The sequence below is a fragment of the Arthrobacter sp. LjRoot78 genome, from assembly GCF_964254335.1.
In the GTDB taxonomy this organism is placed as follows: Bacteria; Actinomycetota; Actinomycetes; order Actinomycetales; family Micrococcaceae; genus Arthrobacter.
In genome coordinates, this window is record NZ_CAXUTG020000001.1 from 3,786,436 (window position 1) to 3,810,337 (window position 23,902).

Sequence of the window (23,902 nt, forward strand, 5' to 3'; positions counted from 1 at the left end):
AAGCCGGGCCCCTTGGCGAGGGGTTCCGGCGTGCTCTTCAGGAGGCAGCGGTTCGGCGAAGAACCTGGCGCTGGCGGCCCAGCCCCTCGACTTCCAGTTCCAGCACATCGCCGTCCTGGAGGTAGGGGAAGCGCCCCGAAAGAGCCACACCCTCGGGCGTGCCCGTCAGGATGACATCGCCCGGCTCCAGCACCATGAACTGGCTCAGGTGGTGCACCACCGCCGAAACGTCAAAGATGAGGTCCGCTGTGGACGAGTCCTGGCGCAGTTCACCGTTCACCCAGGTCCGCAGCCGCAGGGCCGACGGATCCAGGTCAGCGGCCGGAACAAACCAGGGGCCGAGCGGCGTGGAGGCTGGGAGCGACTTTCCCTTCACCCACTGTCCGGCGGCGCCGGGAAGCTGGTACTCCCGCTCCGACAGGTCGTTGGCCAGCACATAACCGGCGACGCAGTCCGCGGCCTCGTCCGCCGATGCCAGGTAGGATGCCCGGCGTCCGATCACAACAGCCAGCTCGACTTCCCAGTCGTACTTGCCGGACAGCGGCGGGATGGGGGCGTCGTCGAACGGCCCCGCTACTGTGTTGCTGGGCTTCAGGAACACCACCGGAACCTCCGGGACGGCTGCCCCGGACTCCGCGGCATGCCCGGCGTAGTTCAGGCCGATCCCCACAACGGCCCCCGGGCGGGCCAGCGGTGCGCCGACGCGAAGTGTGCCGGCGTCGGGGATTGCCGACAGGCTCCCGGCCGCAAGGGCATCGCGGACCCGGGCAACACCGGCGGCTTCAAGGAACGCTCCGTCAATGTCCGCGGCAATGCCGTCGAGGGAAAACCACTTTCCGTTGGCCCCGGGGCCGTCCGGCTGAACGGCCGGCTGTTCCCTGCCCGGATCTCCGAGACGCGCAAATTTCACCGGTCCACACTCCTTTGTGCCTGCTCCAATAGGTTCCGTGACCATGGAACCACGCAGCAGGCACCGGCCCCCAGCTGAACCAAATGTGACCGGCCCGGGGCGGAGGTTAGTGCCCGTGCATGGGGGCGTCACTGCGCTGGACACTGTCCTCATGCAGCTCCATGGCACTCATGACAAGCGCGAAGTGACTGAATGCCTGCGGCGTGTTCCCCAGCTGGCGGCCCGACTCCACGCCCCACTCCTCGCTGAGGAGACCCACATCGTTGCGCAGTGCCAGGAGCCGTTCGAACAGCTCCTTGGCTTCGCGGCGCCGGCCCACGCCGATGAGTGCTTCCACCAGCCAGAAGGAGCAGGCAAGGAAGACGCCTTCGTCGCCCGGCAGCCCGTCGTCCGCCTCTTCCGGGCGGTACCGGAGCACGAAACCGTCGTGGGTGAGTTCGCGTTGCACGGCCTCAATGGTGCCCAGCACTCTGGGGTCATCCGGTGGCAGGAAGCCGACGCGCGGAATCAGCAGTAGGCTCGCGTCCAGCTCCGGGCGCCCGTAGGACTGGACAAAGGTATTGCGCTCCGCGTCGAAGCCGTTCGCCATGACGTCGGCGTGGATCGTGTCGCGCAGGGCCTCCCAGCGGTCCGCCGGCCCCACCAGGCCGAAGTCCCGCACGCCCTTGACCATCCGGTCCGCCGCAACCCAGGCCATCACCTTGGAGTGTGTGAAGTGGCGCTGCGGTCCGCGCATCTCCCACAAGCCGTTGTCCGGGCGCTGCCAGGCACCTTCGAGGTGTTCCATGAGGGCAACCTGGACGTCCCAGGCTTCGTCGCTGTGTTTCAGCAGGGAGTGCCGGGTCAGTGCCAGGCAGTCCAGCACCTCACCCCACACGTCCAGCTGGAGCTGGCCGGCGGCACCGTTGCCGATCCGGACGGGTGCTGAATTTTCATACCCCGCCAGCCACGGCAGCTCCATCTCCGGCAGCCGCCGCTCCCCGTGGATGCCGTACATGATCTGCAGGTCCGCCGGGTCCCCGGCCACCGCCCGCAGCAGCCAGTCCCGCCAGGACGCCGCCTCCTCGGTGTAGCCTGCGGCCAGCAGAGCCTGCAGCGTCAGCGTGGCATCCCGCAGCCAGCAGTACCGGTAATCCCAGTTGCGGGGGCCGCCCAGCTGTTCGGGCAGTGACGTGGTCACCGCCGCCACAATGCCTCCGGTCGGAGAGTAGGTCAGCGCCTTCAGGGTGATCAGCGAGCGCTGGATGGCATCCCGGTACGGTCCGGTGATTTTGCATTTGGCGGACCATTCGCGCCAGAACAACTCCGTTGAGTCCAGGTATGCCTCCGGGTCGATGGACCGGGGCCGGGGCAGGTGGCTCGGGGTCCAGGTCAGCACGAAAGGAATCCGCTCGCCTGCGCGGACCGTGAAGTCGCTGACAGTGTGCATGCGTTCGCCCCGCAGCGGGGCGTCGGTGACCAGATAGGCCGCATCCGGGCCGGCGATGGCGTGGATGCCGTGGTTGTCGTGCCGGACCCACGGCACGATGTGGCCGTAGTCGAACCGTAGCGCCAGTTCGCCTCGCATCCGCACGGAACCGCGGACGCCGACAACGATCCGCACAATGTCCGCCACGCTGTCGCGCGGCGGCATGAAGTCGATGACCTTCACCTTGCCGCCGGGAGTTTCCCACTCCGTTTCCAGGATGAGGGTTCCCTTGCGGTAGTGGCGGCGCGTGCACTCCCCGCCGTCGGCAGGCGCCAACAGCCACCGCCCGGCCTTCGGCGTGTCCAGCAGCGCGTTGAAGCAGGCCGGCGAATCAAACCTCGGCAGGCACAGCCAGTCGATGGAGCCCTCGGTGCTGATCAGGGCAGCCGTATGCAGATCGCCCACCACGGCGTAGTCCTCTATGCGTGCCATGGACCTTACAGTGCCACAACCGGTCCGGGCCGACTACTATCCAAGGCATGCTGCAACGGAACTTCGGAAACTCTTCCCTGACCGTGTCCGCGCTTGGATTCGGCGCCGGGCATATCGGTTATGACGACGTTAGTGAGCGGGAAGCCCACGGCCTCCTTGACCGGGCAGCGGATCTGGGCGTCACGTTCATCGACACTGCACGGGGCTACGGCCTCTCCGAGGAACGGATCGGCTCCTGGCTGCCCGGCCGGCGCGAGTCTGTGGTGCTGTCCACGAAGGTGGGCTACGACGTCGACGGCGCTGAGGACTGGAGCGCTGCAGCGGTGACCGGCGGCGTCGACGAGGCCCTGCGGAAACTGGGAACGGACGTAATGGACGTCGTATTCCTGCATTCCTGTCCGCTCGCTGTCCTGCAGCAGGGCGATGCCGTGGAGGCGCTGCTGCGCTGCGTGGAGGCCGGAAAGGTCCGGGTGCCCGGCTACAGCGGAGAGAACGACGCCCTCGCCTGGGCCGGAAACGCCGGCCTCTTCGGCGCCCTGCAGTCCTCCGTGAACCTCGCAGACCAGCGCTCGCGGAGTGACGTCCTGCCTGCCGCCGGCCGGCAGGGACTGGGGGTGGTGGCCAAGCGGCCGCTCGCCAACGCGCCCTGGCGCCATGCCGAGCGCCCCGTGGGCGTGTACGGCGAGACGTATTGGGAAAGGCTCCGCCGGATGGACGTCGAGCCGGAAACGGATGACTGGCAGGGCACAGCGCTGCGGTTTTCGGCCTTCAGCCCGGGCGTGAGCACGGCGATCGTGGGGACCTCCCAGGTGCGCAACCTTGAGGCCGCGGCCGCCGCCGTCGGACGTGGACCGCTGCCTGACTTTGAGCGCCGGCGTTGGGAAGACGCGTTCGCCCCGCATGCGCCGGACTGGGCCGGCGAGGTCTGAGCCCGGCGCGGACTGACTGACACCCAACGAAATCATGGGGATCCACATCGGCACATCCGGCTGGAGCTATGACCACTGGGAGAACGTGCTCTACCCGCCGGGCCTTCCGGCCCGCGACCGGCTGGCCCACTATGTGGCGCGGTTCAGCACGGTGGAACTGAACGCAAGCTTCTACCGCTGGCCGCGGGAATCATCCTTCGCCAGCTGGCGCCGGCGCCTTCCGGAGGGTTTCATGATGTCCGTCAAGGCCCCGCGCGGCCTCACCCATGCCAAGAAGCTCTACGGTCCCGATGCCTGGGTGGAGCGGATCATCAAGTGCTGGCATGAGCTCGGTGACAAGCGCGCGGTGCTGCTGGTTCAGCTCCCGCCGGGCCTTGGCCGCGACGACGCCCGTCTTGACTACTTCCTGGCGGCCCTGCCTTGGTGGGTGCGCGTGGCAGTGGAGTTCCGCCACCCCAGCTGGGACCATCCGGAGGTGTATGCACTGCTGGAGCGCCACGGGGCCGCCTATTGCATCATGAGCGGCGCCAACCTGCCCTGCATCCTGCGGGCCACGGCGCCATTCGTGTACGTCCGCCTGCACGGGCCGGACCACGAGTACCTCTACGGCGGCTCGTATTCGGAGGATGACCTCCGATGGTGGGCTGACCGCATCCGGGAGTGGAAAGGCCAGGGCAGGGACGTGTTTGTCTATTTCAATAACGACGGCGGCGGCAACGCCGTGCGGAATGCCGACACCTTGCGGTGGCTGCTCGGGGAAGGCTGACTTCTTATTTGCGGTGCAGCTTGTTACGGTGCGGCGCCTTAGTACCAGCACGCCGGTGCCGACGGGCGCCGTTGTGGCAGAGTGGAAGCATGGAATTGGCGCCGCAGGAATCATCGTTGCCCGGAACCCACGCGCTCCGGGCGGCACACAGGGTCTCGGACACTGTCAACAGCGTCCGAATTAGGCTTGCCCGGCGCTGGAATTTCGTTCCCCAGACCGTCGCCTACCAGGGGTACGGCTCCACGTCGTGGGTGCGTGTCCTCGGCAGGGTGGTGCTGACCACGAAGCCCAAGCCGGGAAGCCGCGCCGAACACGCCGCGAAAAACGGCAACCAGAACATCCGCGGCTGGCGGGCGTTCACCAGCGTCCCGCTGCAGTTCACCGAAGTGGACATCGAAATCGAGGGTGTGACCACCCGCGTCAAGGCGGACCGCGGCGGCCTCGTGGACACTGTGGTGGACGTAGCACTCTCCCCCGGCTGGCACACAGCGACCCTGCGGGCCGTCGGAACCGAAGCGGTGCAGGCCAACATCATCGTGATAGGTCCTGACACCAAGTTCGGCATCGTGTCAGACATCGACGACACCGTGATGGTCACGGCGCTGCCCAGGCCGTTCCTAGCCCTGTGGAACACCTTCGTGCTCAGTGAGCGGGCACGCATGGCCACGCCCGGAATGCCGGTGCTGATGGACCGCCTGGTGGTGGAGCACCCCGATGCGCCGGTGATCTACCTGTCCACCGGACCGTGGAATGCCGCACCCACGCTGGCACGGTTCCTGACCCGCAACATGTATCCTTCCGGTCCCCTCCTGCTGACGGATTGGGGGCTGACCCAGGACCGCTGGTTCCGCAGCGGCCAGGAGCACAAGAACGGCAACCTGGACCGGCTCGCCAAGGAATTCCCCGATATGCGCTGGCTGCTGATTGGCGACAACGGCCAGCACGACGAGCAGATCTACTCCAGGTTTGCCCGGGATCACGGCGAGCGTGTGGCCGCGATCGCCATCCGCCAGCTCTCGGTGGGCGAGTCCGTCCTGGCCGGCGGTCACTCGGAGAACGGGGACCACACGGGCTCAAAGGTCCCGTGGATCTACTCCCCCGACGGCGCAGGCATCACCAAGGGCCTCGCCGACCTCAAGATCGTCTAGCAGGCGAACGCGCGGCCGGCGCGCGGCCGGCCGCGTGAGGCGTCATGCCACCGGCTCCGGCTCACCCGCCGCACTCGAATTGACTGCCGTGGCTGCTCCGTCCTTGCGGGCTTCCTGCAGCTCCTGGAGCCAGTAGTAAGAGGCTTTGGGTGTCCTGTTCAGCGTCTCAAAGTCGACATGCAGAAGGCCGAACGGCTGCTTATAGCCCGCGGACCACTCGAAGTTGTCGAGCAGGGACCAGACGTAATAGCCGCGCAAATCAATGGATTCCGCGGGGCCTCCGGGGCTTGTGGCCTCCACCGCGCTGGAAATGTGCTCGGCGAGATAGCGCAGGCGGCGCTCGTCCGGAATGATGATCCGATCCCCGGCCTTGTCCCGCACCACCAGGTCCTCAAAGCTCGCTCCGCCTTCCGTGATGAAGACCGGCGGCAGGTCGGGGTAGCGTTCGGCCATTTCGGTAAGCGCCACTGGCATGTAGTCGGGCCTGATCGGCCACCCGTATGCCGTGGTCTCGGCGTCGGGAAACTCGGTGATGTGGAAGGGCGCGCCGGGAGCGCTGCCGCTGAGGTCATCCCCCATGGCCTCCGCCATCCCGGGAGGAACTGCGCCGTCGCCGGGCCCGGCCGCGACCATCGTAGGCATGTAGTAGTTAAGCCCGTAGAAATCCAGCGGCTGCGAGATTAGTTGCAGGTCTTCGTCGGAGGGGCTGAACGAACTGAAGAACGTGGCGGCCCGGATGACGTCCGGGTACTTCCCGAGCAAGACAGGATCGGCGAACAGCCTGTTCTGGAAGACGTCCATAAGCGTTGAGCTCAGCTTGTCCAGCGGGTTGATAGAGGCCGGAATCATGGGTGAGTAGACGTTGGTGATGCCGATCTCGCCAGGGACGTTGGCTGCACGCAGTGCCTGCATGGCCAGGCCGTGGCCAAGGAGCTGGTGGTGCACGGTGGGCAGCGCGTTAAGCAACTGCGCTTCGCCGGGCGCGTGGAGGCCCAGGGCGTAGCCGTTGGTTGTCACGGTGGCCGGCTCATTGACGGTGACCCAGCGGGCCACGCGGTCGCCGAATGCCGCGGCCGCGATGGAAGCAAACTCGCCGAGCCGGTATGCCGTGTCCCGGTTCAGCCAGCCACCGGCTTCGTCGAGCGGCAGGGGCGTGTCCCAGTGGTACAGGGTGACCATGGGTGAGATGCCGCTGGCCAGCAACTGGTCCAGCAGGCGGTCGTAGAAATCCAGGCCCTTCGGGTTGACCGGGCCGCTTCCGCCGGGCTGGATACGGGACCAGGACAGCGAGAACCGGTAGGAATCCACACCCAGGTCCTTCATCAGCGCCACGTCTTCGGGCATCCGGTGGTAGTGGTCACAGGCCGTGACGGGGCTGTGGTCGTCCACTATTGCGCCGGGCTTCTTCGCAAACACGTCCCATCCGGACGGTCCGCGGCCGTCCTCGTCGAGGGCGCCCTCAATCTGGAAGGCCGCTGTGGCGACGCCCAGAGTGAATGATGGGGGGATCCTGGCAGCCAGGTCCTTGGCGGAATAGTTCATCTGCTTGATCCCTTATGTGGTTTCCGATAGTGGACTGATTTTAGTGCACCGTGGCGTCGGAGCCGAAGAGGAATTCCTTGGCGTGTGCCAGTGCCTTCTTGAAGGCATCGTTGCGGAGCGTGATCAGGTGCTCGGAGTCGTCCGCGGCAGGTTCAAGGTAGCCCGTGAAGCCCGGGCGAAGCACCCAGATGTCACCGCCCGGCGGAAGATAGAAGACCCCAAAGGACCGGTGCTGGCTGTCATCCGGGGTCCAGATGGGAACCACGGCCAGTGCCGCACCCGTCTCAGGATGGATCCACTGGGCCCGCGGGAGCGGCTCCTCGTGGGCCTCGGGGTCCAGGAACGGGGCTGTGCCCACGCCCCACCTTTGCTCGAAGCGTTCGTGGAACGCCGGAATCAGATGGGAATCAAAACGGCGCCAAGCGCTCATGGACTGCTCCTCTTCTACTTATCCGGTGCCCGGCCAGGGGCCGCGCTCCCAAAGCACTGGTGTGACCCGCAGCAGCGGGGGCTGCGGAGTGTGTACCCGGCGGACCGGCACCTCGCGAGGCCCGCCGCGGTTGAAATCGCGGTTGATGTGCGTAACGGACAGTGCGCGGTCATATTCAGCGCGCGTTTTCGCATCACTGAGCACCGCGAAGGCTTCCATGATGCCCAGCAGCCCGCTGTTGGCTATGCCGTCCGAGCCGCCGGCACCTTCACTGGACCAATCCGGGTTGCCGGACCGGTCCCGGAGGTCGGGATGATGGAGCCGCATCAGGGCCCGATACGCACGCGAAATCTCCTGACGCGTGGCCGTCCTGGCCACGTTCAGTACGCCGTAGTAGTCAGGCAACTGGTTGGTCATCGCGTTTTCACACTGCCTGCCTCGTCGCGGGGCGGCTGCGGCGGCTGCGTGCCGGGGCTGCGTGCCGGGGCGGCGGCCGGTACCGACCGGCTGCCGCCCCGGGGCGCTTGATTGACGACTAGGTGCTGATCTCGTGCATCGTGTCGTGCTTGGTTTCGATCGCGATCTTGCGCGGCTTCGCCTGCTCGGCAACAGGGATGCGGAGGGTCAGCACACCGGCGTCGTAGCTGGCCTTGACGTTCTCCGTGTCCAGGGTGTCACCGAGGATCAGCTGGCGGCTGAAGACGCCGCGGGGTCGCTCCGAAACGACCAATTCCACGTTGGGCTGGGTTTGATCGCGCCGTTCAGCCCGAACAGTCAGTACGTTCCGCTCAACATTGAGGTCCACAGAGTCGACGTCGACTCCTGGCAGATCGAACGCGACGACGAACTCCCCGTCTTCCTGCCAGGCATCCATCGGCATGGCCGCGGGCCGCGCCGCGGTTCCAAACACCTGCTGGGTGAGCCTGTCCAGTTCACGGAACGGGTCCGTACGCATCAACATCATGTCCCACTCCTTCAGCTTGTGGTTGTTCCAGTTCTTTCTCGGTACCCGCCAATATCTATCGTGGCTGGTATAGATTTTTTATAGCACTGGTGAGAAACTGTGGCAAGGGCATTTGGCCCGAAAATCTTTGGGAGGATCATGGCAGAGCGCAGTGCGGAGACAGGCCTGTACGCGATCTCCGTGGTGGCCCACCTGGTGGGAACCGGCCAGCAGAACATCAGGCTATACGAGAGGAAAGGCTTGCTCACCCCGGACCGCACCTCCGGCGGGACGCGGCAGTACAGCGATGCCGACCTCGCCGTACTCAAACGCATCGGCGAACTGCTGGATGAGGGGCTCAACCTGGCCGGCGTGGCCAAGGTGCTGCAACTCGAGGCGGACAACGCCAGGCTCAGGGTCGAACTGAAAAGAGCCCGCGCACGCTTGCGCGACTGACCAATAGTGCCGACCCCGGGCTGACCCGAATGGCAGAGAGGATCAGGGCCGGCCACCGGCAATCAGATAGGACTCCTCGAGGAGCTCCGCCAGTTCCTGCCCGTCGATCAGGGACAGCCGGACCAGGACCAGCTGCGGTGACCGCTCATGGTGCGGAGTCCAGAAGTACGTTTCCGGGTTTGTTCCGGCGAGCGCTTCCCGTTCACGGGTCTTGACGGTGAGGACGCCGTCCTCCCAGATCCTGGCCATCAGGGTCCGTGCGAACCACGCGGGCTGGTTCCAACTGGGCCGTTCCGTGACGCCCGGCAGTGACAGGCAGAGGCGGCGGACGTCCTCTTCGTCTGCCACCCGCGGCTAGTTTTCGACCGTATCGGCCTTGGACAGTTCACCGGTGATATGTTCTCCCGGGATACGGGCCGTTCGCCAGGTGTCCAAGGCAATGACGGCGCCCAGGACCACGAAGGAGATGAACAGGGAGGCGAGTGCATCGCTGACCCAGTGGTAGCCGAGGTAGAGCCGGCTGATTGAGGCAAGGAAAATCCCGAAGAGGGCCGCGGCGAAGCCGGCCACTGCCGGCCACGTGCTTTGGCGGCGCGAGAAGATCAGGAACGTGGTGACCAGCAGGAAATCGCAGGCACCGAGCACATGCCCCGAGGGGAAGGAGAACGTGACGTCTGGGCCGAAGAGCATGAGGTCCAGGGGCGGGCGCTGGCGGCCGACCGACCGGCCGATGATTTGTGCGAGCGCAACTCCGGTGAGCATGGCGCCTGCCAGAAGCAGTGGCCGCCAGGCGTGCTTGGCGGCGATGCCCCACACCACGGTGACAACCAGCACGATGATCGGCAGGGCAACAGGCCCGAAGACAATCGCGAGGAAGATCATCAGGGCCGTGATCGGCTCCGAGCGCTGGGTGACAAGCCAGGACCGCGCGGGTTCATCCAGTCCGGTCAGGCCGTCCCGCCCCAGGACGTCCGTCAAGGTCAACAGGAAGAGTCCGGTGCCCAGGATCATCAGGATCACGGCGATGCGGTAGAGGTTCTTCCGGGACGCAGCGCTCATATACCGTTCTTCGACGACGAATTTGTCATGGAAAACCCGCCACCAGTGAGGCGATTTCCGGGATCGATCTTCAGCCATGTGCCGCTTCCACCTATGCAGTCTTATAGATTTGTGTCCGCTGACATTATCCCGGTTCCGCGATTTTGGCTCGCGGTACCGGGAATCCGGTTCCGCCGGCATCCTCGGCGCACCCGCCTCGACGGCCGCACCGGTAGCCTGACTGCATGGGTGCCATGAACGAACTTATTGACCAGGCCGCGGTCGGCAGGCTGGTGCGCGTGCTCGCGCATGCCGCCCCCGCCGTGTCCTGGTCCAACGCCGAAGCTGCCGGTGCCTCGCTGGCGGACCTTAGCCTGCGCGAACGGACCGACCACGTGAGCCGGGGACTGCTCGCGGATCTGGCCGCTGCCGGAAGTCCCGGGGACTATTCGACGGCGGCGCACATCTTCCGCCGCGCCCTCACCGACCCCGACTTCACCGGCTGGACCATATGGCCGGTCACGGAAACAGCAGTGGCACTCGCCCTCGAATCGACCGGATCCGCCGATTTTGAAGACTGCCTCCAGCTTCTCGCCGAGCTGACTCCGCGGCTGACCGGGGAATTCGCCATCCGGCGGCTGCTGGCCGCCGACCTGGACCGTGCACTCGCCGTCGTGATGACCTGGACCGCCCACCCCGACGCGCATGTGCGCCGCCTCGCCAGCGAAGGGACCCGCCCGTACCTCCCCTGGGCAGTCCGGGTTCCGGGCCTGATCCAGCGCCCTGAGGCCACGATCCCCATCCTCGACGCCCTCTACCGGGATCCGCACGAATACGTTCGCCGTTCGGTGGCAAACCACCTCAATGACCTGGCACGCCACTCTCCCGAGGCAGTCGTGGCTGCGGCTGCGGCGTGGACAGCAGCCCCGGATGCCAATACGCCGTGGGTGGTCCGCCACGGGCTGCGCACCCTGATCAAGAAGGCCCACCCTGGCGCCCTGGCCCTCCAGGGGTTCGCTCCGGCGTCGCTCTCGGTGTCCCCGCCCAGGCTGGACCGGGATACCGTGGCGCTGCCGGCGGACCCCGCCTTCGAATTCGAGATCTCCAACACGGGGGCCGCCCCGGCCAAGCTCGCGGTGGACTACATCGTGCACTATAGGAAGGCGAACGGCTCCCAGGCAGAAAAGGTCTTCAAACTGACGGCCCTGACCCTGAACCCCGGTGAAACCCGGACCATGTCCAAGCGGCACGCCTTCCGCCAGATGACCACCCGCGTGCACCACCCTGGCAGCCACGCCCTGGAGCTCCAGATCAACGGCATCCGGTACGCCCATACGCAGTTCCTCGTCGAGGTCTGACCGACTGCGGGACGGCAGCAGCAACTCAACCGCGGGGATGCGCCAGACGTTATAAATGTGATTTGACTCACAGGCAACTGAGAGCTAAACTCAACGAGTTGTTAGCGCTAACAACTCAGTCTATGATTTCGAACATCATCCTGCTGGCACCGGAGCCCTGCGCTCCTTCCGGCGAGATCAACTTCCGATGAGCGGGCTCCGGTCCGCCTCATCAGTCGACCGGATCCTCCCGGCCGGCCCCACCGCCGTGAAGCGCAGATGCTTTCCGGTTTAGCACCAGTTCGCGGACCGAGCCGTCCGCGGAAGGAGAACATAGTGAGAATCAAGAAACTCCTGGGCGCGTTCGCCGTCGTCCTCGCAGTGACGGTGGGGGCCACAGGCTGCGGCAGCCGGGGCGGCGCCGCTACCCCGGCCGCCAGCGCGGATAATTCGGGGGCGCTCGTGGGCATCTCAATGCCCACGCAGACCTCGGAGCGCTGGATCGCCGATGGCGGGAATGTCGAGAAGTCCTTGAAGGACCTGGGATACAAGACGGACCTGCAGTTCGCCAATGACGACATCCCCACACAGGTGTCACAGATCGAAAACATGCTGACCAAGGGCGCCAAGTCCCTCATCATTGCCGCAATCGACGGCACCACGCTCACTGACGTACTGGCCAAGGCGAAGGAGCAGAACGTCAAGGTCATCGCCTACGACCGCCTCATCAACGGGACGCCCAATGTGGATTTCTACACCACGTTCGACAACTACACGGTGGGCGTCCAGCAGGCCACCTCGCTGCTCACCGGCCTGGGCCTCCTCGACGCCAGCGGCAAGAAGGTGGAGGGCAAGGGGCCCTTCAACATCGAGCTATTCGCGGGCAGCCCGGATGACAACAACGCCAACTTCTTCTGGACCGGCGCCATGGACACCCTCAAGCCCTTCATGGAAGCCGGCACGCTGAAGGTTCCGAGTGGTCAGACCAAGTTCGAACAGGCAGCCATCCTCCGCTGGCAGGCACCCGTTGCCCAGAAGCGCATGGAGGACATCCTCACCGCCGCCTACAGCTCCGGCACCAAGCTGGACGGCGTGCTGTCCCCCTATGACGGACTGTCCATCGGCATCATCTCGGCGCTGACCAGCACCGGCGGCTACTCCAAGGGAAGCCTGCCCGTCGTCACCGGCCAGGATGCCGAGAAGGGCTCAGTGAAGTCCATCGTCGCCGGCGAGCAGTACTCCACCATCTTCAAGGACACCCGCCAGCTGGGCGCCCAGGCCGTCAAGATGGTCGACGCCGTGCTGAAGGGCAAGGAGCCGGAGGTCAACGACACGAAGACCTACAACAACAAGGTCAAGGTTGTCCCGTCCTACCTGCTGGAGTCCGTGATCATCACCAAGGACAACTACAAGAAGGAACTCATCGACTCGGGCTACTACACCGACGCCGACGTCAAGTAGCCGTGGCGGGGTTGTGGCCGGGCCGTCGCCGGCCCGGCCACAACCCGTCCGGCAGGCCCCTGCAGCCGCAGGACGGCCCAGAACCGACCAGTCAGTGGGAATTGACGATGAACACACCCATTCTTCAAATGCGAGGAATAACCAAGACCTTCCCGGGCGTCAAGGCCCTCCAGAACGTCACGCTGGATGTGAAGCGTGGCGAGGTGCACGCCATCTGCGGTGAAAACGGCGCGGGAAAATCCACGCTCATGAAGGTGCTCTCCGGGGTCTACCCGCACAGCTCCTTCGACGGAGACATCCTCTTCGAAAACGAACCGTGCACGTTCAACAGCATCAGCGACAGCGAGAAGCGCGGCATCGTCATCATCCACCAGGAGCTGGCGCTAAGCCCCTATCTTTCGATTGCTGAAAACATCTTCCTCGGCAATGAGCTGACGAAGAACGGGTGGGTGGACTGGCGCAAGACAAACCTGGAGGCTGCCAAGCTGCTGGCCAGGGTGGGACTCAGCGAAAACCCCGTCACGCCCGTCCAGCACATCAGCGTCGGGAAGCAGCAACTCGTCGAAATCGCCAAGGCACTCTCCAAAGAGGTCAAACTCCTCATCCTGGACGAGCCAACGGCCGCGCTGAACGACGAGGACTCCGGCCACCTGCTGGACCTCATCCTGCACCTGAAGGGCCAAGGCGTCACCAGCATCATCATCAGCCACAAACTCAATGAGATCCGCAAGGTAGCGGATGCGGTCACCATCATCCGCGACGGCAAGACCATCGAAACCCTGCGGCTGGATGAGGGCCAAATTACGCAGGAACGGATTATCCGCGGCATGGTGGGCCGGGACCTGGACAGCCTCTATCCGGACCGCGACCCGAAAATCGGCGAGGAAGTCCTCCGGATCGAAGACTGGTCGGTGCGGCACCCGCAGGACCACACCCGGATGGTGGTGACCAACGCGAGCCTCAACGTCCGAAAGGGCGAGGTGGTGGGACTGGCCGGCCTCATGGGCGCCGGCAGGACGGAACTGGCCATGAGCGTCTTCGGCCGGACGTACGGCACTGCCATGTCCGGGAAGGTCTACAAGCACGGCCGGGAGATCAACACTTCCACAGTGTCGGATGCCATTAAGCACGGCATCGCCTACGCCACCGAGGATCGCAAGCACTACGGCCTGAACCTCATTGAAGACATCAAGCGGAACATCTCCATGGCGGCCCTGCGGAAACTGGCCAAGGGCGGCTGGGTGGACAAGAACCAGGAAACCATCGTCGCCAACAGCTACCGGCAAAGCATGAACATCAAGGCACCGTCAGTGGCTGCCATCACCGGCAAGCTGTCCGGCGGCAACCAGCAGAAGGTCGTGCTGAGTAAGTGGATGTTCTCCGACCCCGACGTGCTGATCCTGGACGAACCTACCCGCGGCATCGACGTCGGGGCCAAATTCGAGATCTACACGATCATCACCAAGCTCGCGGCAGAGGGTAAGGCGGTCATCGTGATCTCCTCCGAACTCCCCGAACTGCTGGGCATCTGCGACAGGATCTACACGCTGTCAGCAGGCCACATCACCGGCGAAGTGCCCATCGCCGACGCTTCACAGGAGACCCTCATGCACCTTATGACCAAAGAGAAGGAATAGCGACCATGTCCGCCCTCCGAGAATCCCTCGGCTTCCTCGGAAGCCGCCTCCGCCAGGTCGGCATCTTCGTCGCCCTGATCCTGATCGTCCTGCTCTTCCAGGTCCTCACCGACGGTATCCTGCTGCAGCCCCAGAACGTCACCAACCTCGTGGTCCAGAACAGCTACATCCTGATCCTGGCCATCGGCATGGTGATGGTCATCATCGCCGGCCACATCGACCTGTCCGTCGGCTCCATTGCGGGCTTCATCGGTGCCGTATCGGGCGTGATGATCGTCCACTGGGGCTGGGCATGGTGGATCGCAATCCCCGCCTGCCTGCTGGTCGGCGCACTCGTCGGCGCGTGGCAGGGATACTGGATCGCTTACGTCGGCATTCCGGCCTTCATCGTCACTCTGGCAGGCATGCTGATCTTCCGCGGCCTGACGCTGATCACCCTCAAGAACCAGCAGATCACCCCGTTTCCGGACGAACTCCGCGCACTCGGCGGCGGCTTCCTCCCGGACATCAGCGGGGGCACGTCCGTACTCGAATGGCTCACCGTCATCCTCGGCGTCGGAGGCACCGCGGCCATCCTCTTCCAGGCCATCAAGGAGCGTCGCGTCCGCCGGAAGTTCAACCTGGAGAACGAACCTATGGCCTGGTTCGCCGTAAAGACTGCGTTCATCGCCTTGCTGATGCTGATCATCACCTTCCTGCTGGCGAGCTACCGCGGAACCCCGATCGTCCTCATCGTGCTCGCGGCCCTGGTGATCATCTACTCCGCCCTGATGAACAACAGCATCTTCGGCCGGCACACCTACGCCATCGGCGGGAACCTCCATGCAGCGGAACTCTCCGGCATTAAGACCAAGGCCGTCACCTTCCGGCTCTTCGTCAACATGGGAGTCCTGGCGGCCCTTGCAGGCCTCGTCTTCACAGCCCGCCTTAACTCGGCCCAGCCCGCAGGCGGCACCGGGTTCGAGCTTGACTCCATCGCGGCGGCCTTCATCGGCGGCGCCGCGGTGCAGGGCGGCATCGGCACCGTGGCCGGAGCCATGATCGGCGGGCTGATCATGGGCGTGCTTAACAACGGCATGTCCATCCTGGGCCTCGGCACCGACTACCAGCAGCTCATCAAGGGCCTGGTCCTCCTCCTCGCCGTCGGCTTCGACATCTTCAACAAGAACCGGAGCGGTCGCGGCGGAGGAAGCGCCCTCCGCACGCGGTTCAAGCTGAAGACCACGCCTCCGGCTGCTGCAGAAAGCGCGGAGACCGCAGCGGACCGCCCGGTCGCCGTCCCCGCCAGCTCCCGGCAGGAAAGCACCGTGCGGAACTCCTGACAGAGTCCCCCCGGGGCCGACGGCGGCAGGCAACTGCCGCCGTCGGCCCCTGCTTGTGCTTCTTCCGGCACGAAGGCCGGCCGCCCCGCTTGGCCCGCAGAACCCGCCCACACCGGAAATGTGATTTGCTTCACAGTTCCGGCGCGGATAGCATTCCATAACTGTTAGCGATCACAGAGAAGGACCTGGAATGACTGCCTCCATCCCCGAGCCCGGGACAGCCGACGACTGGCAGCAGCTGATTGGCAGCCGGGTTGAACTTCGGCTCGACGGCCGGATGGTGCGCACCGGCGAGGTGGAAGACGCCACCCGGGATTCGGCCGTCATGTGGCTGCGGTTCGACGGCAACCACGGCCGGCAATTGGTGTCCAAGGACGACGGCTACCAGGTTGTTCCCGTCAGCTGAGGGACGCGGTCACGCTTTGGCGCCGGCCGCCGATCCGGTGGCGGGCGTGTTGGTCACTTTGAGTCCGCAGCCTTCCTCGGCAAACGCCGTCAGGGTTTTGTAGCCGAAGGTCTTGTAGGTCACGTTGGGCCAGCGGCCCCGCAGGAGCTGGCCGAGGCGGCCCACGTTGACCAAGCCTTTCACCCAGAGGGTGGGATCGTCCTTGAGGAACGCATGGACACTGGCTTTGTAGAGTTCAAGCTCGGTGTGCGGCGCTCCGGCTTTCTTTTTCGCCGGCCCGGCCGGCGCCGATTTCGCGGCGGGCGTCTTGGCAGCCGGCCCGGCCGGCGCCGGGATGTCGATGACATGGAAATGGTCGGCCACCGACTGCAGGACCTTGTTCACCACGCCGGCCTTCGGCTGGGACGTTGTGGCAACCAGTGAACGTTTTCCGAGCGCATGCAGGCGCCGCAGGAGCGGGACGAAGTCACCGTCGCCGCTGACGATCACAAAAAGCTCAATCCACGGCATGTCCGCGGCCACTTCAAGTGCGTCGACCACCAGCTCAATGTCCGCGGCGTTCTTGCTGCTCTGGTCAAACGAGAAAATCTGGACGGGCTTGATGTTGTGGGCCAGCAGCTGGCTCCGGTACCCGGCCATGTCCGGCCTGCCCCAGTTGGCATATGCACGCGCCAGCGCCGTTTGCCCGCCAAGGCCCGTGTCCCCAACGACCTTTTCAATGTCACGCACCACCCTCGCCAGCGGCACGGAGGTGACGTCGTTCCCGTACCCGCCGAAGAGATTCTCCATGTCCAGGAAAATAGCCACGTTCCGCTGCCGCGATCCTGCCACGTTTACCGTCCTCCCCCAGCGAATAGTAAACAGATCCTATCCCCCGGCGGGGCCCGAAGCGGCGGGGCCCCGCCGTTGCTGGCTAGCGGCCGCCTTCGATCTTCCGGCTGCGCTGCTCCTGGGCCATGGGACCGTACGGGTACACGCCTACCCGGGGCCGGCTGGCCTCCGTGAGCCGCCGGGTTTCCTCCTCAGTCAGTTCAAGGTCCGCAGCGGCAAGGTTGTCCGCCAGCTGCTCGGTGGTGCGGGCCCCCAGGATCACCGACGTCACTGCCGGGCGGTCCGCCAGCCACGCCAGCGCTACCTGCGAGGCACTCACTCCGTGGTCCGCGGCGATCTTCTCAACGGTTCCGATGACCTCCCACGTCCGCGGATCGTCGTTGCGGGCCTGCCAGGCTTCCATGCCTCGCTTGGGATTCTCGCCCAGCCGGGTGGCCCCCTCCGGTGCCTCGTCGCGCTTGTACTTCCCGGAGAGCCAGCCGCCGCCCAGCGGGGACCACGGGAGCAGGCCGATCCCCGCGTCCAGCGACGCCGGAACAATCTCCGACTCAATCTCCCGGACCAGCAGGCTGTACTGCGGCTGCAGCGTCACCGGCGCGCTCCAGCCGTGGGCCTTGGCGAGGTGCACCGCCTTGGTCAGCTGCCAGCCCAGGAAGTTGGAGAAGCCGTAGTAGGCAATCTTTCCGCTGCTGACCGAGTCATGCAGGAAGCGCAGCGTCTCCTCCAGCGGCGTGATGGGATCCCACGCGTGCATCTGGTACAGGTCGATCTGTTCGACGCCGAGGCGGCGCAGCGAGTCATCCAGGGCCCGGGTGAGGTGGCGTCGGGAGGTTCCGAGGTCGTTCGGTGCCTGGCCCATGGGAAAGCGGCCCTTGGTGGCGAGGACGGCGCGGTCCCTGACCTCGGGACGGGCAGCCAGCCAGCGCCCGATGATCTGCTCGGAAACCCCTTGGCTGTAGACGTCAGCGGTATCAATGAAGTTGCCGCCTGCGGCGAAGTAGTCGTCGAGGATGGCGAAGGACGTTTCCTCGGTGGCTTCGGCGCCGAAGGTCATGGTTCCCAACGCGTAGTTGGATACGACGGCGCCGCTGTTGCCTAGTGTGCGGTATTGCATAGTTCTCCTCAGTCCTCGGTGGGCGTGGTGCGGTTCGAGTGGTACGTGCGCCAGGTGTGCTCCGGAGCGAATCCCAGGAGGCGCTTGGCTTTGTCGATGGACAACATCGTTTCGTGTTCGCCGAGTTCCTTGACCACCTTGACGCCCGGGAAGACTTCGGCCGCGAGGCTGGCACTGGACCGGCTCATGACCGTGTCTTCGTTGGCAATGATGAACGCCTCGAACCCGGGCCGGGCGTTCTCCAGTGCGCGGGCCACCGCCTGCGCGCCGTCCCGGCCGTCGATGTAGCCCCACAGGTTCCATTTGCGCAGCGTGGCGTCGGAGTCGAAGGAGGGAAAATCCTCGTAGTCCTCCGGGTCCATCACGTTGGAAAAGCGCAGGCCGGTGATGCTCAATTCCGGATCCCAGCGTGTGAGCTGGATGGCCAGCTGTTCCTCCAGGTGTTTGACCAGGGAGTACGTGCTTTCCGGCCGGGCCGGGTATTCCTCGTCCACGGGGATGTAGGGAGGATCGACGTCGAACGGAAGTCCCAGCACCGTCTCGCTGGAGGCGTAGACCAGCTTTTTGACTCCGGCCCGGCGGGCAGCCTGGAAGACGTTGTAGGTGGCGAGCATGTTGTTCTCGAAGGTGGCCGCGTCCGGCGCATGGCCCGGAGCCGGAATGGCCGCCAGGTGCACGATCGCGTCGAATCCCCCGTGACGGTCGTCGAGGCCAAGGATCACGTCCAGGACCTGCCCGTAGTTGCGCAGGTCCACCTCGGTGAAGCCGCGGCCCCTGGTGCCCGTGCGGTCCAGGTTCAGGACGTCATGGCCGTCCTCGGAAAGCCGGCGCACCACGCTCCTGCCCAGCTTTCCGCTTCCGCCGGTAACAGCAACTCTCATCAGGAACTCCTCTGGGTAGTTGTCGGCGGCCGGTCGTCCGCAACTGCCTGCCGCCGTCGTCATTCCACCCTAGAGGCGCCGCTGCACGGATGCAGCCCATTTGGCTGGCCCTCTGAGTCCTAGGAAAGAACGTCCCCGCCCGCCGGCGGACTTCAGCCAAGCCGGAGCAACAGGGGAAGGGTGTTGGTGATGAGGGTGAAGGCGGCCGCCACGATGCCGATGACTGCCGGAATGATGCCCGACGCCTCGCCTCGGCCACGCGCCCTGAATCCGAGCACCGCCGCAGCCAGCTCCGGTGCCAGGATCAGCAGCAGGGCGGGTCCCGCCGCGCTCACGATGACGCCCGGAGGTAGCGGGTCCCCGCTGTCGTAACCCTGCAGTGCGAGCAGCCCTTCGCCGAGGACCATGCCGGCCATGAACGCGACGGGAATGGCCGCAACGGCGATCCAGGCCCAGCGCAGAAGCCGGCGGCCAGGGAGGGAGCGTCCGGAATCCGGGGCGGCCGCGGGCACCCGGCTGCGTGAAGTCATCGGTGCAGGCTCGTCAGATGTGCTGTGACTGGCCCGGCAGGCCCATGCTCGGGCGCCCGAACGGAAGCCGGCTCGGACTGAAGCCCAGGGAGGCGTAGTAGCCGCCGGCAACCATCACGGCAAACCCGGCGACGCCCAAGTACATAAGCTGTACGACGGCGCCCGCGATCACCGCAAGGAATCCGCAGACCACGCACAGGGCACCGAGGACTACGCGCCGCATCAATGACCACGACTGGCCCTCCATGCGCGCGGCGAATTGCGGATCATCCTCGTGAAGCGACTGCTCCATCTGCCTGAGGACGTCCCTTTCATGTTCAGAAAGCGGCATCGTTGACCTCCGAACCGGATTGATATTAAGGATCGTCCATGCGGCGCTTAAGTCAATAGAGCCAAAAGTCACGGACGGATCGCGGTGTCTTTGGACCCTAGGCAAGGCGTCCCGGGTAGGCGCACGCTGGAGCCCATGAACACTGAAGAACGCATTGTGGTGGGCGTGGACGGCTCTGAATTCTCCACGGCTGCGCTGCAGCTCGCCGGACGGATGGCCGGCAGCCTCAACGCCCCGCTGGAGGTCATCACGTGCCTCGGAACCTCCGATTTCTACCTCGCCTCCCACATGCCTGCCGGGCGCGTGCCCAGCATGGAGGAACTCGAGGAAACAGCGAAGCGCCTGGTGGACCAGGCCATCGAGAGGGCCTTCGGGGCATCTCCTCCGGCGCGGCTGTCCCGCACGGTGAAGTTCGGGCCGCCGGCAAAGACCCTGGTGGATGAAAGCCGCGATGCCCAATTGCTGGTGGTGGGCCGGCGCGGCGAAGGCGGTTTCCTCTCCCAGGTCATGGGATCCGTGAGCGGAGCCTGCGCCGCACATGCGCATTGCCCCGTCCTGGTGGTGGGCCAGGACTCCAAAGTGGCCGAACCGGAACCGGGTCCAACGGCCGGGTGAAGCCGGGCGTCTCCCCTGCGGAACCCCAGGGCGTTCAGTGACTTTGTGCCCTGCTCCCGGTTCTCGTTCAAGCCCTAACCTGAATGCATGAGCGCGGCAATCACCGCGTGCCAAGTCCCGGGAGCGTCGTCATGAAAGCAGCAACTGCGAGCATCATCGCAGGCGCAGTCCTCCTGCTTTCCGGCGTCCTGTTACTGCTGGACGCCCTGCGTGTCCTTGACACCGCACTGCTGGTGTGGCCGTTGATCTTCGGCACATCCGGCGCCGCCTTCCTGGCGGTGTTTCTCAGGAGCCGCGCGAACTGGTGGGCGGCCGTCCCGGGGTTTGCCCTCCTGGGGCTGGCCGCGGTGGTCACCACCACGCAGCTGTGGCCCGGCTCTGCGGGCGACTGGCCGGGCTCGATATTCTTTCTCTTCCTCTCCGCCGGCTTCGCGGCAGTGTACTTCCGGGAGCGGGCCAACTGGTGGGCGCTGATTCCGTGCGGTGTCATGCTCACGCTCGCCTTGATCGTGGCATTGCCGCAGGGGCTGGACGGAACGCCGGTGGCCGCCGTGCTGTTCCTGGGGCTCGCCGCAACCTTCGCCACGGTGTCGTTCACCCCGGAGCGGATGAAATGGCCCCTGATTCCGGCCGCCGTGCTGGCCACCCTAGGGCTGGCCTTTGCCATTCAAGCCACCGTCACCTTCCGCACCGTGGAGTACCTGACTGCGGTGGTGCCGCTGCTGGCCGGCGCCTATCTGCTGTACTACGCATTCCACAACCGCCGAAGCGGCAGCGGGCATACGGGCGGGGCCGTCGCCGATCCGATGAAGCAAGGACTGGGTGATGCTCACGGTGGCCACTGACCCAGCAATCGGGAAGGACGTTGTTGGGGGGACGCGCGTATACATCCTGGATAGCCACGCCCTGGTCCGGGTGGGACTGCGCGAACTGCTCGAAGAGGCGCACTTCGACGTGGTTGGCGAGAGCGGCTCGGCCTCCGAGGCAAGCCGCAGCATCCCGGCGCTGAGCCCCGACCTGGTGGTGATCGGAGCCCATCTCCCGGACGGCACCGGCATCGAAGTCTGCCGGGAAATCCTCTCCGACAACCCTGGACTCCGGTGCCTGCTGCTGAGCAGTTATGACGACGACCACGCCCTCAGCAGCGCGGTACTGGCCGGGGCGGCCGGCTATGTGCTCCGGCAGTTGCCCGGGACCGCGCTCCTTGAGGGAATCCGCCGGGTGGCCACGGGCGAATCGCTGCTGGAGCCCGGCGTCGAACGCAAAGTCATGGAAGGCCTGTACAAAACGCAGGTGAGCCGCCGTCACAGCCGGCTGAGCTCACAGGAACTCAGGGTCCTCACACTCATGGGCCAGGGCATGACCAACCGCGAGATCAGCGAGGAAACGCGCTTTGCCCGGGCCACGGTGACACTCCAGGTGGCGGGAATCCTTACGAAGCTGGGCTTCGAGTTGCGCGGCTAACGCCGGCTGCCGCGGTCACGGCTTCCGGGTCACACTGAAGGGGCGGTCCAGGTCAGCCGGGTACCGTGGCCGGGGCTGCTCTCGATGGAGCACTCGCCGCCCAGGGCCATGGCCCGGTGCTTCATGTTGGCGATGCCGCTGACGCGCTCGGGGTTCTCGAAACCGCAGCCGTTGTCCGTAATCCTGAGTTCCACACAGTCCGGCTGGGCCGAAAGGGATATGTCGATTTCGTCGGCACCTGAGTGCCGCACCGCGTTGCTCAGCCCCTCGGACAGCACCGGCAGCAGCTGCTCCACGACGGCGTCGGGAACCGCTTCGTCCACAGGACCCGTCAGCTGGACCTTGGGTGAAAATTCCGAGTTGCGGATCCCTTCGTGGATGGTCCGCATGATGAGGCCGGTGAGTGGTTCCTTCTGCCCGTGGCCCGTCCGCATCGAGTAGATGGTGTCCCTGAGTTCATGAATGGTGCTGTCCAATTCGGCTGTCACGGCCGAGATGCGTTCCTGGGCCACGGGGTCCGGGATGTACCGGCGCAGGCTCTGCATGCTCAACCCCGCCCCGAAGAGCCGCTGGATAACCAGATCGTGCAGGTCCCGCGCGATCCTGTCGCGGTCCGTGGACAACAGCTGTTCTTCCCGCCTCTGCCGCGCCCTGACCAGCCCCAGTGCCAGCCCCACCCGCGAACCAAAAACGGCGGAGGACTGCAGGTCGGACTGGAGGTACAGCGGGCCTCCTGCCGGACGTGCCAGGATCAACAGGCCGCGTTCGCTGCTCTTGCGTCCCAGGGCAGCCACCAGCAGCGAACCAAGTTTCTCGTCCGTTCCGGGCCCGAAAACCTCGTTGGGGTCCCGCACGAGAGCGGACAGCCCTGTATCAAGGACGTCAGCGACGACCTTGGATGCCGGCAACTCCTGGCCGGCAGGAAGGGACTGGACACCCACCATCGTCCGGCACCGCTGCGTTCCGTCGGCATCCGGGTAGGCAATCACGGCCAGGATCGAATCCGAGACCGTCAGTGCCCGCTCAGCGACGAGGTCCAGGTTGTCGGTTTCGCCGGGGAACAGCGCCGAACTCAGCTGGTCGCTGACTTCCAGCCCGGCTTCCAGCCAACGTTGGCGCCGGCGGGTGTCCTCGTACAGCCGGGCGTTCTCGATGGCAACGCCGGCGGCCGCCGCCAAAGCCGAAGCGAGCTCCTGGTCCTCTGCAGTGAACGGCCCGCCGTCGAGCTTCTCTGTCAGGTAGAGGTTTCCGAAGACAGAACCACGGACCCTGACGGGCACCCCAAGGAAAGTCTTCATGTCGGGGTGGTTGGGCGGGAAGCCGCTGGCCATCTCATGTGCGCCGAGATCGTCCAGCCGGAGTACCTCGGGTTGGCGGATCAGGTGCCCCAGGACTCCGCGGCCCGAGGGGGGATCGCCGATCAGCCGCACGCCGTCGTCGTCGATTCCCACCGTGATGAAGTGCCCGAGCTCGTGCTCGCCGTCGATCACGCCCAGCGCGCCGTAGCGCGCGCCCACCAGCTCGCAGGCGGACTGCACCACCCGGTCCAGGACAGCTTCGAGGCTAAGGTCTTCAGTGAGTGAAACCACGGCGCCCAGCAGGCCCTGCATCTGGTCCTGGGCACGCACCAGTTCATCTGCCCGGGCCACGAAGTCGCGCAACAGGTCCTCGGTGCGCCTCCGGATAGGTTCACGCCACATGGGGCCACCGAACGCCGGGATTATGACGGCCGCCGTTGGTTACGGCGGATGCAGGCGCATCCAACAAGGGAAGGCTGCTCAGGCCACCGCCAGCGGGCTGATGTGACCGATACTTCGTAACTACCGGAAGGTCCGGGCTCATGCGACTCCCCAAGGCAGCGAGACACGCACGGCGGACTGCTTCACCGAGTTCCTAATGCATCAACCCCAG

26 protein-coding genes are annotated in these 23,902 nt (G+C 65.5%); 12 read left to right on the forward strand and 14 right to left on the reverse strand.

Going from position 1 to position 23,902, the window contains the following annotated elements; translation table 11 throughout:
• Positions 1–37 precede the first annotated feature (37 nt).
• Together ACSQ1X_RS17590 and ACSQ1X_RS17595 are read right to left on the reverse strand one after the other, a co-directional pair.
• Positions 38–910, reverse strand: coding sequence for a fumarylacetoacetate hydrolase family protein (locus ACSQ1X_RS17590; RefSeq protein ID WP_436058604.1), 873 nt, complete (start codon positions 908–910; stop codon positions 38–40).
• 106 nt (positions 911–1,016) lie between these two features.
• Positions 1,017–2,810, reverse strand: coding sequence for a glycoside hydrolase family 15 protein (locus ACSQ1X_RS17595; RefSeq protein ID WP_436058605.1), 1,794 nt, complete (start codon positions 2,808–2,810; stop codon positions 1,017–1,019).
• Between the two features lie 47 nt (positions 2,811–2,857).
• Between ACSQ1X_RS17595 and ACSQ1X_RS17600 the strand changes: the two genes are divergently transcribed.
• The 3 genes from ACSQ1X_RS17600 (at position 2,858) to ACSQ1X_RS17610 (ending at position 5,653) form a co-directional block, all read left to right on the forward strand.
• A complete protein-coding gene (locus ACSQ1X_RS17600; protein ID WP_436058606.1) occupies positions 2,858–3,739 on the forward strand; it encodes an aldo/keto reductase in 882 nt (293 codons plus the stop codon).
• A 34-nt stretch (positions 3,740–3,773) separates the two neighbouring features.
• Complete coding sequence (locus tag ACSQ1X_RS17605; protein WP_436058607.1) at positions 3,774–4,505, forward strand: DUF72 domain-containing protein; 732 nt, start codon at positions 3,774–3,776, stop codon at positions 4,503–4,505.
• A gap of 89 nt (positions 4,506–4,594) precedes the next feature.
• Positions 4,595–5,653 carry an App1 family protein gene (locus ACSQ1X_RS17610; RefSeq protein WP_436058608.1) on the forward strand — a complete coding sequence of 353 codons (1,059 nt, stop codon included), beginning with the start codon at positions 4,595–4,597 and terminating at the stop codon, positions 5,651–5,653.
• Positions 5,654–5,695: 42 nt separating this feature from the next.
• On the opposite strand, the gene ACSQ1X_RS17615 is transcribed toward ACSQ1X_RS17610, so the two are convergent.
• The 4 genes from ACSQ1X_RS17615 to ACSQ1X_RS17630 all read right to left on the reverse strand — a co-directional run bounded on the left by ACSQ1X_RS17615 (position 5,696) and on the right by ACSQ1X_RS17630 (position 8,586).
• Positions 5,696–7,195 carry a GH1 family beta-glucosidase gene (locus ACSQ1X_RS17615; protein ID WP_436058609.1) on the reverse strand — a complete coding sequence of 500 codons (1,500 nt, stop codon included), beginning with the start codon at positions 7,193–7,195 and terminating at the stop codon, positions 5,696–5,698.
• A gap of 40 nt (positions 7,196–7,235) precedes the next feature.
• Positions 7,236–7,625, reverse strand: a complete 390-nt coding sequence (locus ACSQ1X_RS17620) for a hypothetical protein (protein ID WP_436058610.1) — start codon at positions 7,623–7,625, stop codon at positions 7,236–7,238.
• A gap of 18 nt (positions 7,626–7,643) precedes the next feature.
• Positions 7,644–8,042: a J domain-containing protein gene (locus tag ACSQ1X_RS17625; RefSeq protein ID WP_436058611.1), complete on the reverse strand. Its 399-nt coding sequence runs from the start codon at positions 8,040–8,042 to the stop codon at positions 7,644–7,646.
• 118 nt (positions 8,043–8,160) lie between these two features.
• Entirely contained in the window at positions 8,161–8,586 is a 426-nt protein-coding gene (locus ACSQ1X_RS17630) for an Hsp20/alpha crystallin family protein (RefSeq protein ID WP_055807675.1), read from the reverse strand.
• 141 nt (positions 8,587–8,727) lie between these two features.
• Here ACSQ1X_RS17630 and ACSQ1X_RS17635 point away from each other — a divergent pair, with 141 nt between their 5' ends.
• Positions 8,728–9,024 (forward strand): MerR family transcriptional regulator, encoded by a 297-nt coding sequence (locus ACSQ1X_RS17635; protein ID WP_055807284.1) that lies wholly within the window; start codon positions 8,728–8,730, stop codon positions 9,022–9,024.
• Positions 9,025–9,066: 42 nt separating this feature from the next.
• Here ACSQ1X_RS17635 and ACSQ1X_RS17640 read toward each other — a convergent pair whose 3' ends face one another.
• Positions 9,067–9,372: an MmcQ/YjbR family DNA-binding protein gene (locus ACSQ1X_RS17640; protein WP_436058612.1), complete on the reverse strand. Its 306-nt coding sequence runs from the start codon at positions 9,370–9,372 to the stop codon at positions 9,067–9,069.
• Between the two features lie 6 nt (positions 9,373–9,378).
• Positions 9,379–10,161, reverse strand: a complete 783-nt coding sequence (locus ACSQ1X_RS17645) for a phosphatase PAP2 family protein (RefSeq protein ID WP_436058613.1) — start codon at positions 10,159–10,161, stop codon at positions 9,379–9,381.
• 146 nt (positions 10,162–10,307) lie between these two features.
• On the opposite strand from ACSQ1X_RS17645, the gene ACSQ1X_RS17650 reads away from it, so the two are divergent.
• From ACSQ1X_RS17650 to ACSQ1X_RS17670, 5 genes are all read left to right on the forward strand, one after another.
• A complete protein-coding gene (locus ACSQ1X_RS17650) occupies positions 10,308–11,420 on the forward strand; it encodes a DNA alkylation repair protein (RefSeq protein ID WP_436058614.1) in 1,113 nt (370 codons plus the stop codon).
• A 315-nt stretch (positions 11,421–11,735) separates the two neighbouring features.
• Positions 11,736–12,860, forward strand: a complete 1,125-nt coding sequence (gene chvE / locus ACSQ1X_RS17655; RefSeq protein WP_436058615.1) for a multiple monosaccharide ABC transporter substrate-binding protein — start codon at positions 11,736–11,738, stop codon at positions 12,858–12,860.
• A 107-nt stretch (positions 12,861–12,967) separates the two neighbouring features.
• Complete coding sequence (gene mmsA, locus ACSQ1X_RS17660; RefSeq protein ID WP_436058616.1) at positions 12,968–14,497, forward strand: multiple monosaccharide ABC transporter ATP-binding protein; 1,530 nt, start codon at positions 12,968–12,970, stop codon at positions 14,495–14,497.
• Between the two features lie 5 nt (positions 14,498–14,502).
• Entirely contained in the window at positions 14,503–15,819 is a 1,317-nt protein-coding gene (gene mmsB / locus ACSQ1X_RS17665) for a multiple monosaccharide ABC transporter permease (RefSeq protein ID WP_436058617.1), read from the forward strand.
• Positions 15,820–16,009: 190 nt separating this feature from the next.
• Positions 16,010–16,225 carry a hypothetical protein gene (locus ACSQ1X_RS17670; protein WP_436058618.1) on the forward strand — a complete coding sequence of 72 codons (216 nt, stop codon included), beginning with the start codon at positions 16,010–16,012 and terminating at the stop codon, positions 16,223–16,225.
• A 9-nt stretch (positions 16,226–16,234) separates the two neighbouring features.
• Here ACSQ1X_RS17670 and ACSQ1X_RS17675 read toward each other — a convergent pair whose 3' ends face one another.
• From ACSQ1X_RS17675 to ACSQ1X_RS17695, 5 genes are all read right to left on the reverse strand, one after another.
• A complete protein-coding gene (locus tag ACSQ1X_RS17675) occupies positions 16,235–17,056 on the reverse strand; it encodes an NYN domain-containing protein (RefSeq protein WP_436058619.1) in 822 nt (273 codons plus the stop codon).
• Between the two features lie 82 nt (positions 17,057–17,138).
• Positions 17,139–18,170: an aldo/keto reductase gene (locus ACSQ1X_RS17680; RefSeq protein ID WP_436058620.1), complete on the reverse strand. Its 1,032-nt coding sequence runs from the start codon at positions 18,168–18,170 to the stop codon at positions 17,139–17,141.
• 8 nt (positions 18,171–18,178) lie between these two features.
• On the reverse strand, positions 18,179–19,051 hold the full coding sequence (locus ACSQ1X_RS17685; protein ID WP_055807311.1) for an NAD-dependent epimerase/dehydratase family protein: 873 nt from the start codon (positions 19,049–19,051) through the stop codon (positions 18,179–18,181).
• A gap of 152 nt (positions 19,052–19,203) precedes the next feature.
• Positions 19,204–19,581, reverse strand: a complete 378-nt coding sequence (locus ACSQ1X_RS17690) for a hypothetical protein (protein ID WP_436058621.1) — start codon at positions 19,579–19,581, stop codon at positions 19,204–19,206.
• Between the two features lie 13 nt (positions 19,582–19,594).
• Positions 19,595–19,912: a DUF3040 domain-containing protein gene (locus ACSQ1X_RS17695; protein WP_055807317.1), complete on the reverse strand. Its 318-nt coding sequence runs from the start codon at positions 19,910–19,912 to the stop codon at positions 19,595–19,597.
• A 135-nt stretch (positions 19,913–20,047) separates the two neighbouring features.
• Between ACSQ1X_RS17695 and ACSQ1X_RS17700 the strand changes: the two genes are divergently transcribed.
• The 3 genes from ACSQ1X_RS17700 (at position 20,048) to ACSQ1X_RS17710 (ending at position 21,991) form a co-directional block, all read left to right on the forward strand.
• On the forward strand, positions 20,048–20,527 hold the full coding sequence (locus ACSQ1X_RS17700; RefSeq protein WP_436058622.1) for a universal stress protein: 480 nt from the start codon (positions 20,048–20,050) through the stop codon (positions 20,525–20,527).
• Between the two features lie 131 nt (positions 20,528–20,658).
• Positions 20,659–21,372 carry a hypothetical protein gene (locus tag ACSQ1X_RS17705; protein ID WP_436058623.1) on the forward strand — a complete coding sequence of 238 codons (714 nt, stop codon included), beginning with the start codon at positions 20,659–20,661 and terminating at the stop codon, positions 21,370–21,372.
• Complete coding sequence (locus tag ACSQ1X_RS17710) at positions 21,353–21,991, forward strand: response regulator (RefSeq protein ID WP_436058624.1); 639 nt, start codon at positions 21,353–21,355, stop codon at positions 21,989–21,991. Before ACSQ1X_RS17705 ends, ACSQ1X_RS17710 begins: the two co-directional genes overlap by 20 nt.
• A gap of 29 nt (positions 21,992–22,020) precedes the next feature.
• Here the strand turns inward: ACSQ1X_RS17710 and ACSQ1X_RS17715 are convergent, their stop codons facing one another.
• Positions 22,021–23,691: a GAF domain-containing sensor histidine kinase gene (locus ACSQ1X_RS17715; protein ID WP_436058625.1), complete on the reverse strand. Its 1,671-nt coding sequence runs from the start codon at positions 23,689–23,691 to the stop codon at positions 22,021–22,023.
• Between the last annotated feature and the right edge of the window lie 211 nt (positions 23,692–23,902).

Bases quoted from the DNA above. Each gene is read 5' to 3' on its own strand.
- ACSQ1X_RS17595 (WP_436058605.1), bottom strand. From the start codon at position 2,810: ATGGCACGCATAGAGGACTACGCCGTGGTGGGCGATCTGCATACGGCT.
- ACSQ1X_RS17600 (WP_436058606.1), top strand. From the start codon at position 2,858: ATGCTGCAACGGAACTTCGGAAACTCTTCCCTGACCGTGTCCGCGCTT.
- ACSQ1X_RS17605 (WP_436058607.1), top strand. From the start codon at position 3,774: ATGGGGATCCACATCGGCACATCCGGCTGGAGCTATGACCACTGGGAG.
- ACSQ1X_RS17610 (WP_436058608.1), top strand. From the start codon at position 4,595: ATGGAATTGGCGCCGCAGGAATCATCGTTGCCCGGAACCCACGCGCTC.
- ACSQ1X_RS17615 (WP_436058609.1), bottom strand. From the start codon at position 7,195: ATGAACTATTCCGCCAAGGACCTGGCTGCCAGGATCCCCCCATCATTC.
- ACSQ1X_RS17620 (WP_436058610.1), bottom strand. From the start codon at position 7,625: ATGAGCGCTTGGCGCCGTTTTGATTCCCATCTGATTCCGGCGTTCCAC.
- ACSQ1X_RS17625 (WP_436058611.1), bottom strand. From the start codon at position 8,042: ATGACCAACCAGTTGCCTGACTACTACGGCGTACTGAACGTGGCCAGG.
- ACSQ1X_RS17630 (WP_055807675.1), bottom strand. From the start codon at position 8,586: ATGTTGATGCGTACGGACCCGTTCCGTGAACTGGACAGGCTCACCCAG.
- ACSQ1X_RS17635 (WP_055807284.1), top strand. From the start codon at position 8,728: ATGGCAGAGCGCAGTGCGGAGACAGGCCTGTACGCGATCTCCGTGGTG.
- ACSQ1X_RS17645 (WP_436058613.1), bottom strand. From the start codon at position 10,161: ATGGCTGAAGATCGATCCCGGAAATCGCCTCACTGGTGGCGGGTTTTC.
- ACSQ1X_RS17650 (WP_436058614.1), top strand. From the start codon at position 10,308: ATGGGTGCCATGAACGAACTTATTGACCAGGCCGCGGTCGGCAGGCTG.
- mmsA (WP_436058616.1), top strand. From the start codon at position 12,968: ATGAACACACCCATTCTTCAAATGCGAGGAATAACCAAGACCTTCCCG.
- mmsB (WP_436058617.1), top strand. From the start codon at position 14,503: ATGTCCGCCCTCCGAGAATCCCTCGGCTTCCTCGGAAGCCGCCTCCGC.
- ACSQ1X_RS17670 (WP_436058618.1), top strand. From the start codon at position 16,010: ATGACTGCCTCCATCCCCGAGCCCGGGACAGCCGACGACTGGCAGCAG.
- ACSQ1X_RS17680 (WP_436058620.1), bottom strand. From the start codon at position 18,170: ATGCAATACCGCACACTAGGCAACAGCGGCGCCGTCGTATCCAACTAC.
- ACSQ1X_RS17685 (WP_055807311.1), bottom strand. From the start codon at position 19,051: ATGAGAGTTGCTGTTACCGGCGGAAGCGGAAAGCTGGGCAGGAGCGTG.
- ACSQ1X_RS17690 (WP_436058621.1), bottom strand. From the start codon at position 19,581: ATGACTTCACGCAGCCGGGTGCCCGCGGCCGCCCCGGATTCCGGACGC.
- ACSQ1X_RS17695 (WP_055807317.1), bottom strand. From the start codon at position 19,912: ATGCCGCTTTCTGAACATGAAAGGGACGTCCTCAGGCAGATGGAGCAG.
- ACSQ1X_RS17700 (WP_436058622.1), top strand. From the start codon at position 20,048: ATGAACACTGAAGAACGCATTGTGGTGGGCGTGGACGGCTCTGAATTC.
- ACSQ1X_RS17705 (WP_436058623.1), top strand. From the start codon at position 20,659: ATGAAAGCAGCAACTGCGAGCATCATCGCAGGCGCAGTCCTCCTGCTT.
- ACSQ1X_RS17710 (WP_436058624.1), top strand. From the start codon at position 21,353: ATGCTCACGGTGGCCACTGACCCAGCAATCGGGAAGGACGTTGTTGGG.
- ACSQ1X_RS17715 (WP_436058625.1), bottom strand. From the start codon at position 23,691: ATGTGGCGTGAACCTATCCGGAGGCGCACCGAGGACCTGTTGCGCGAC.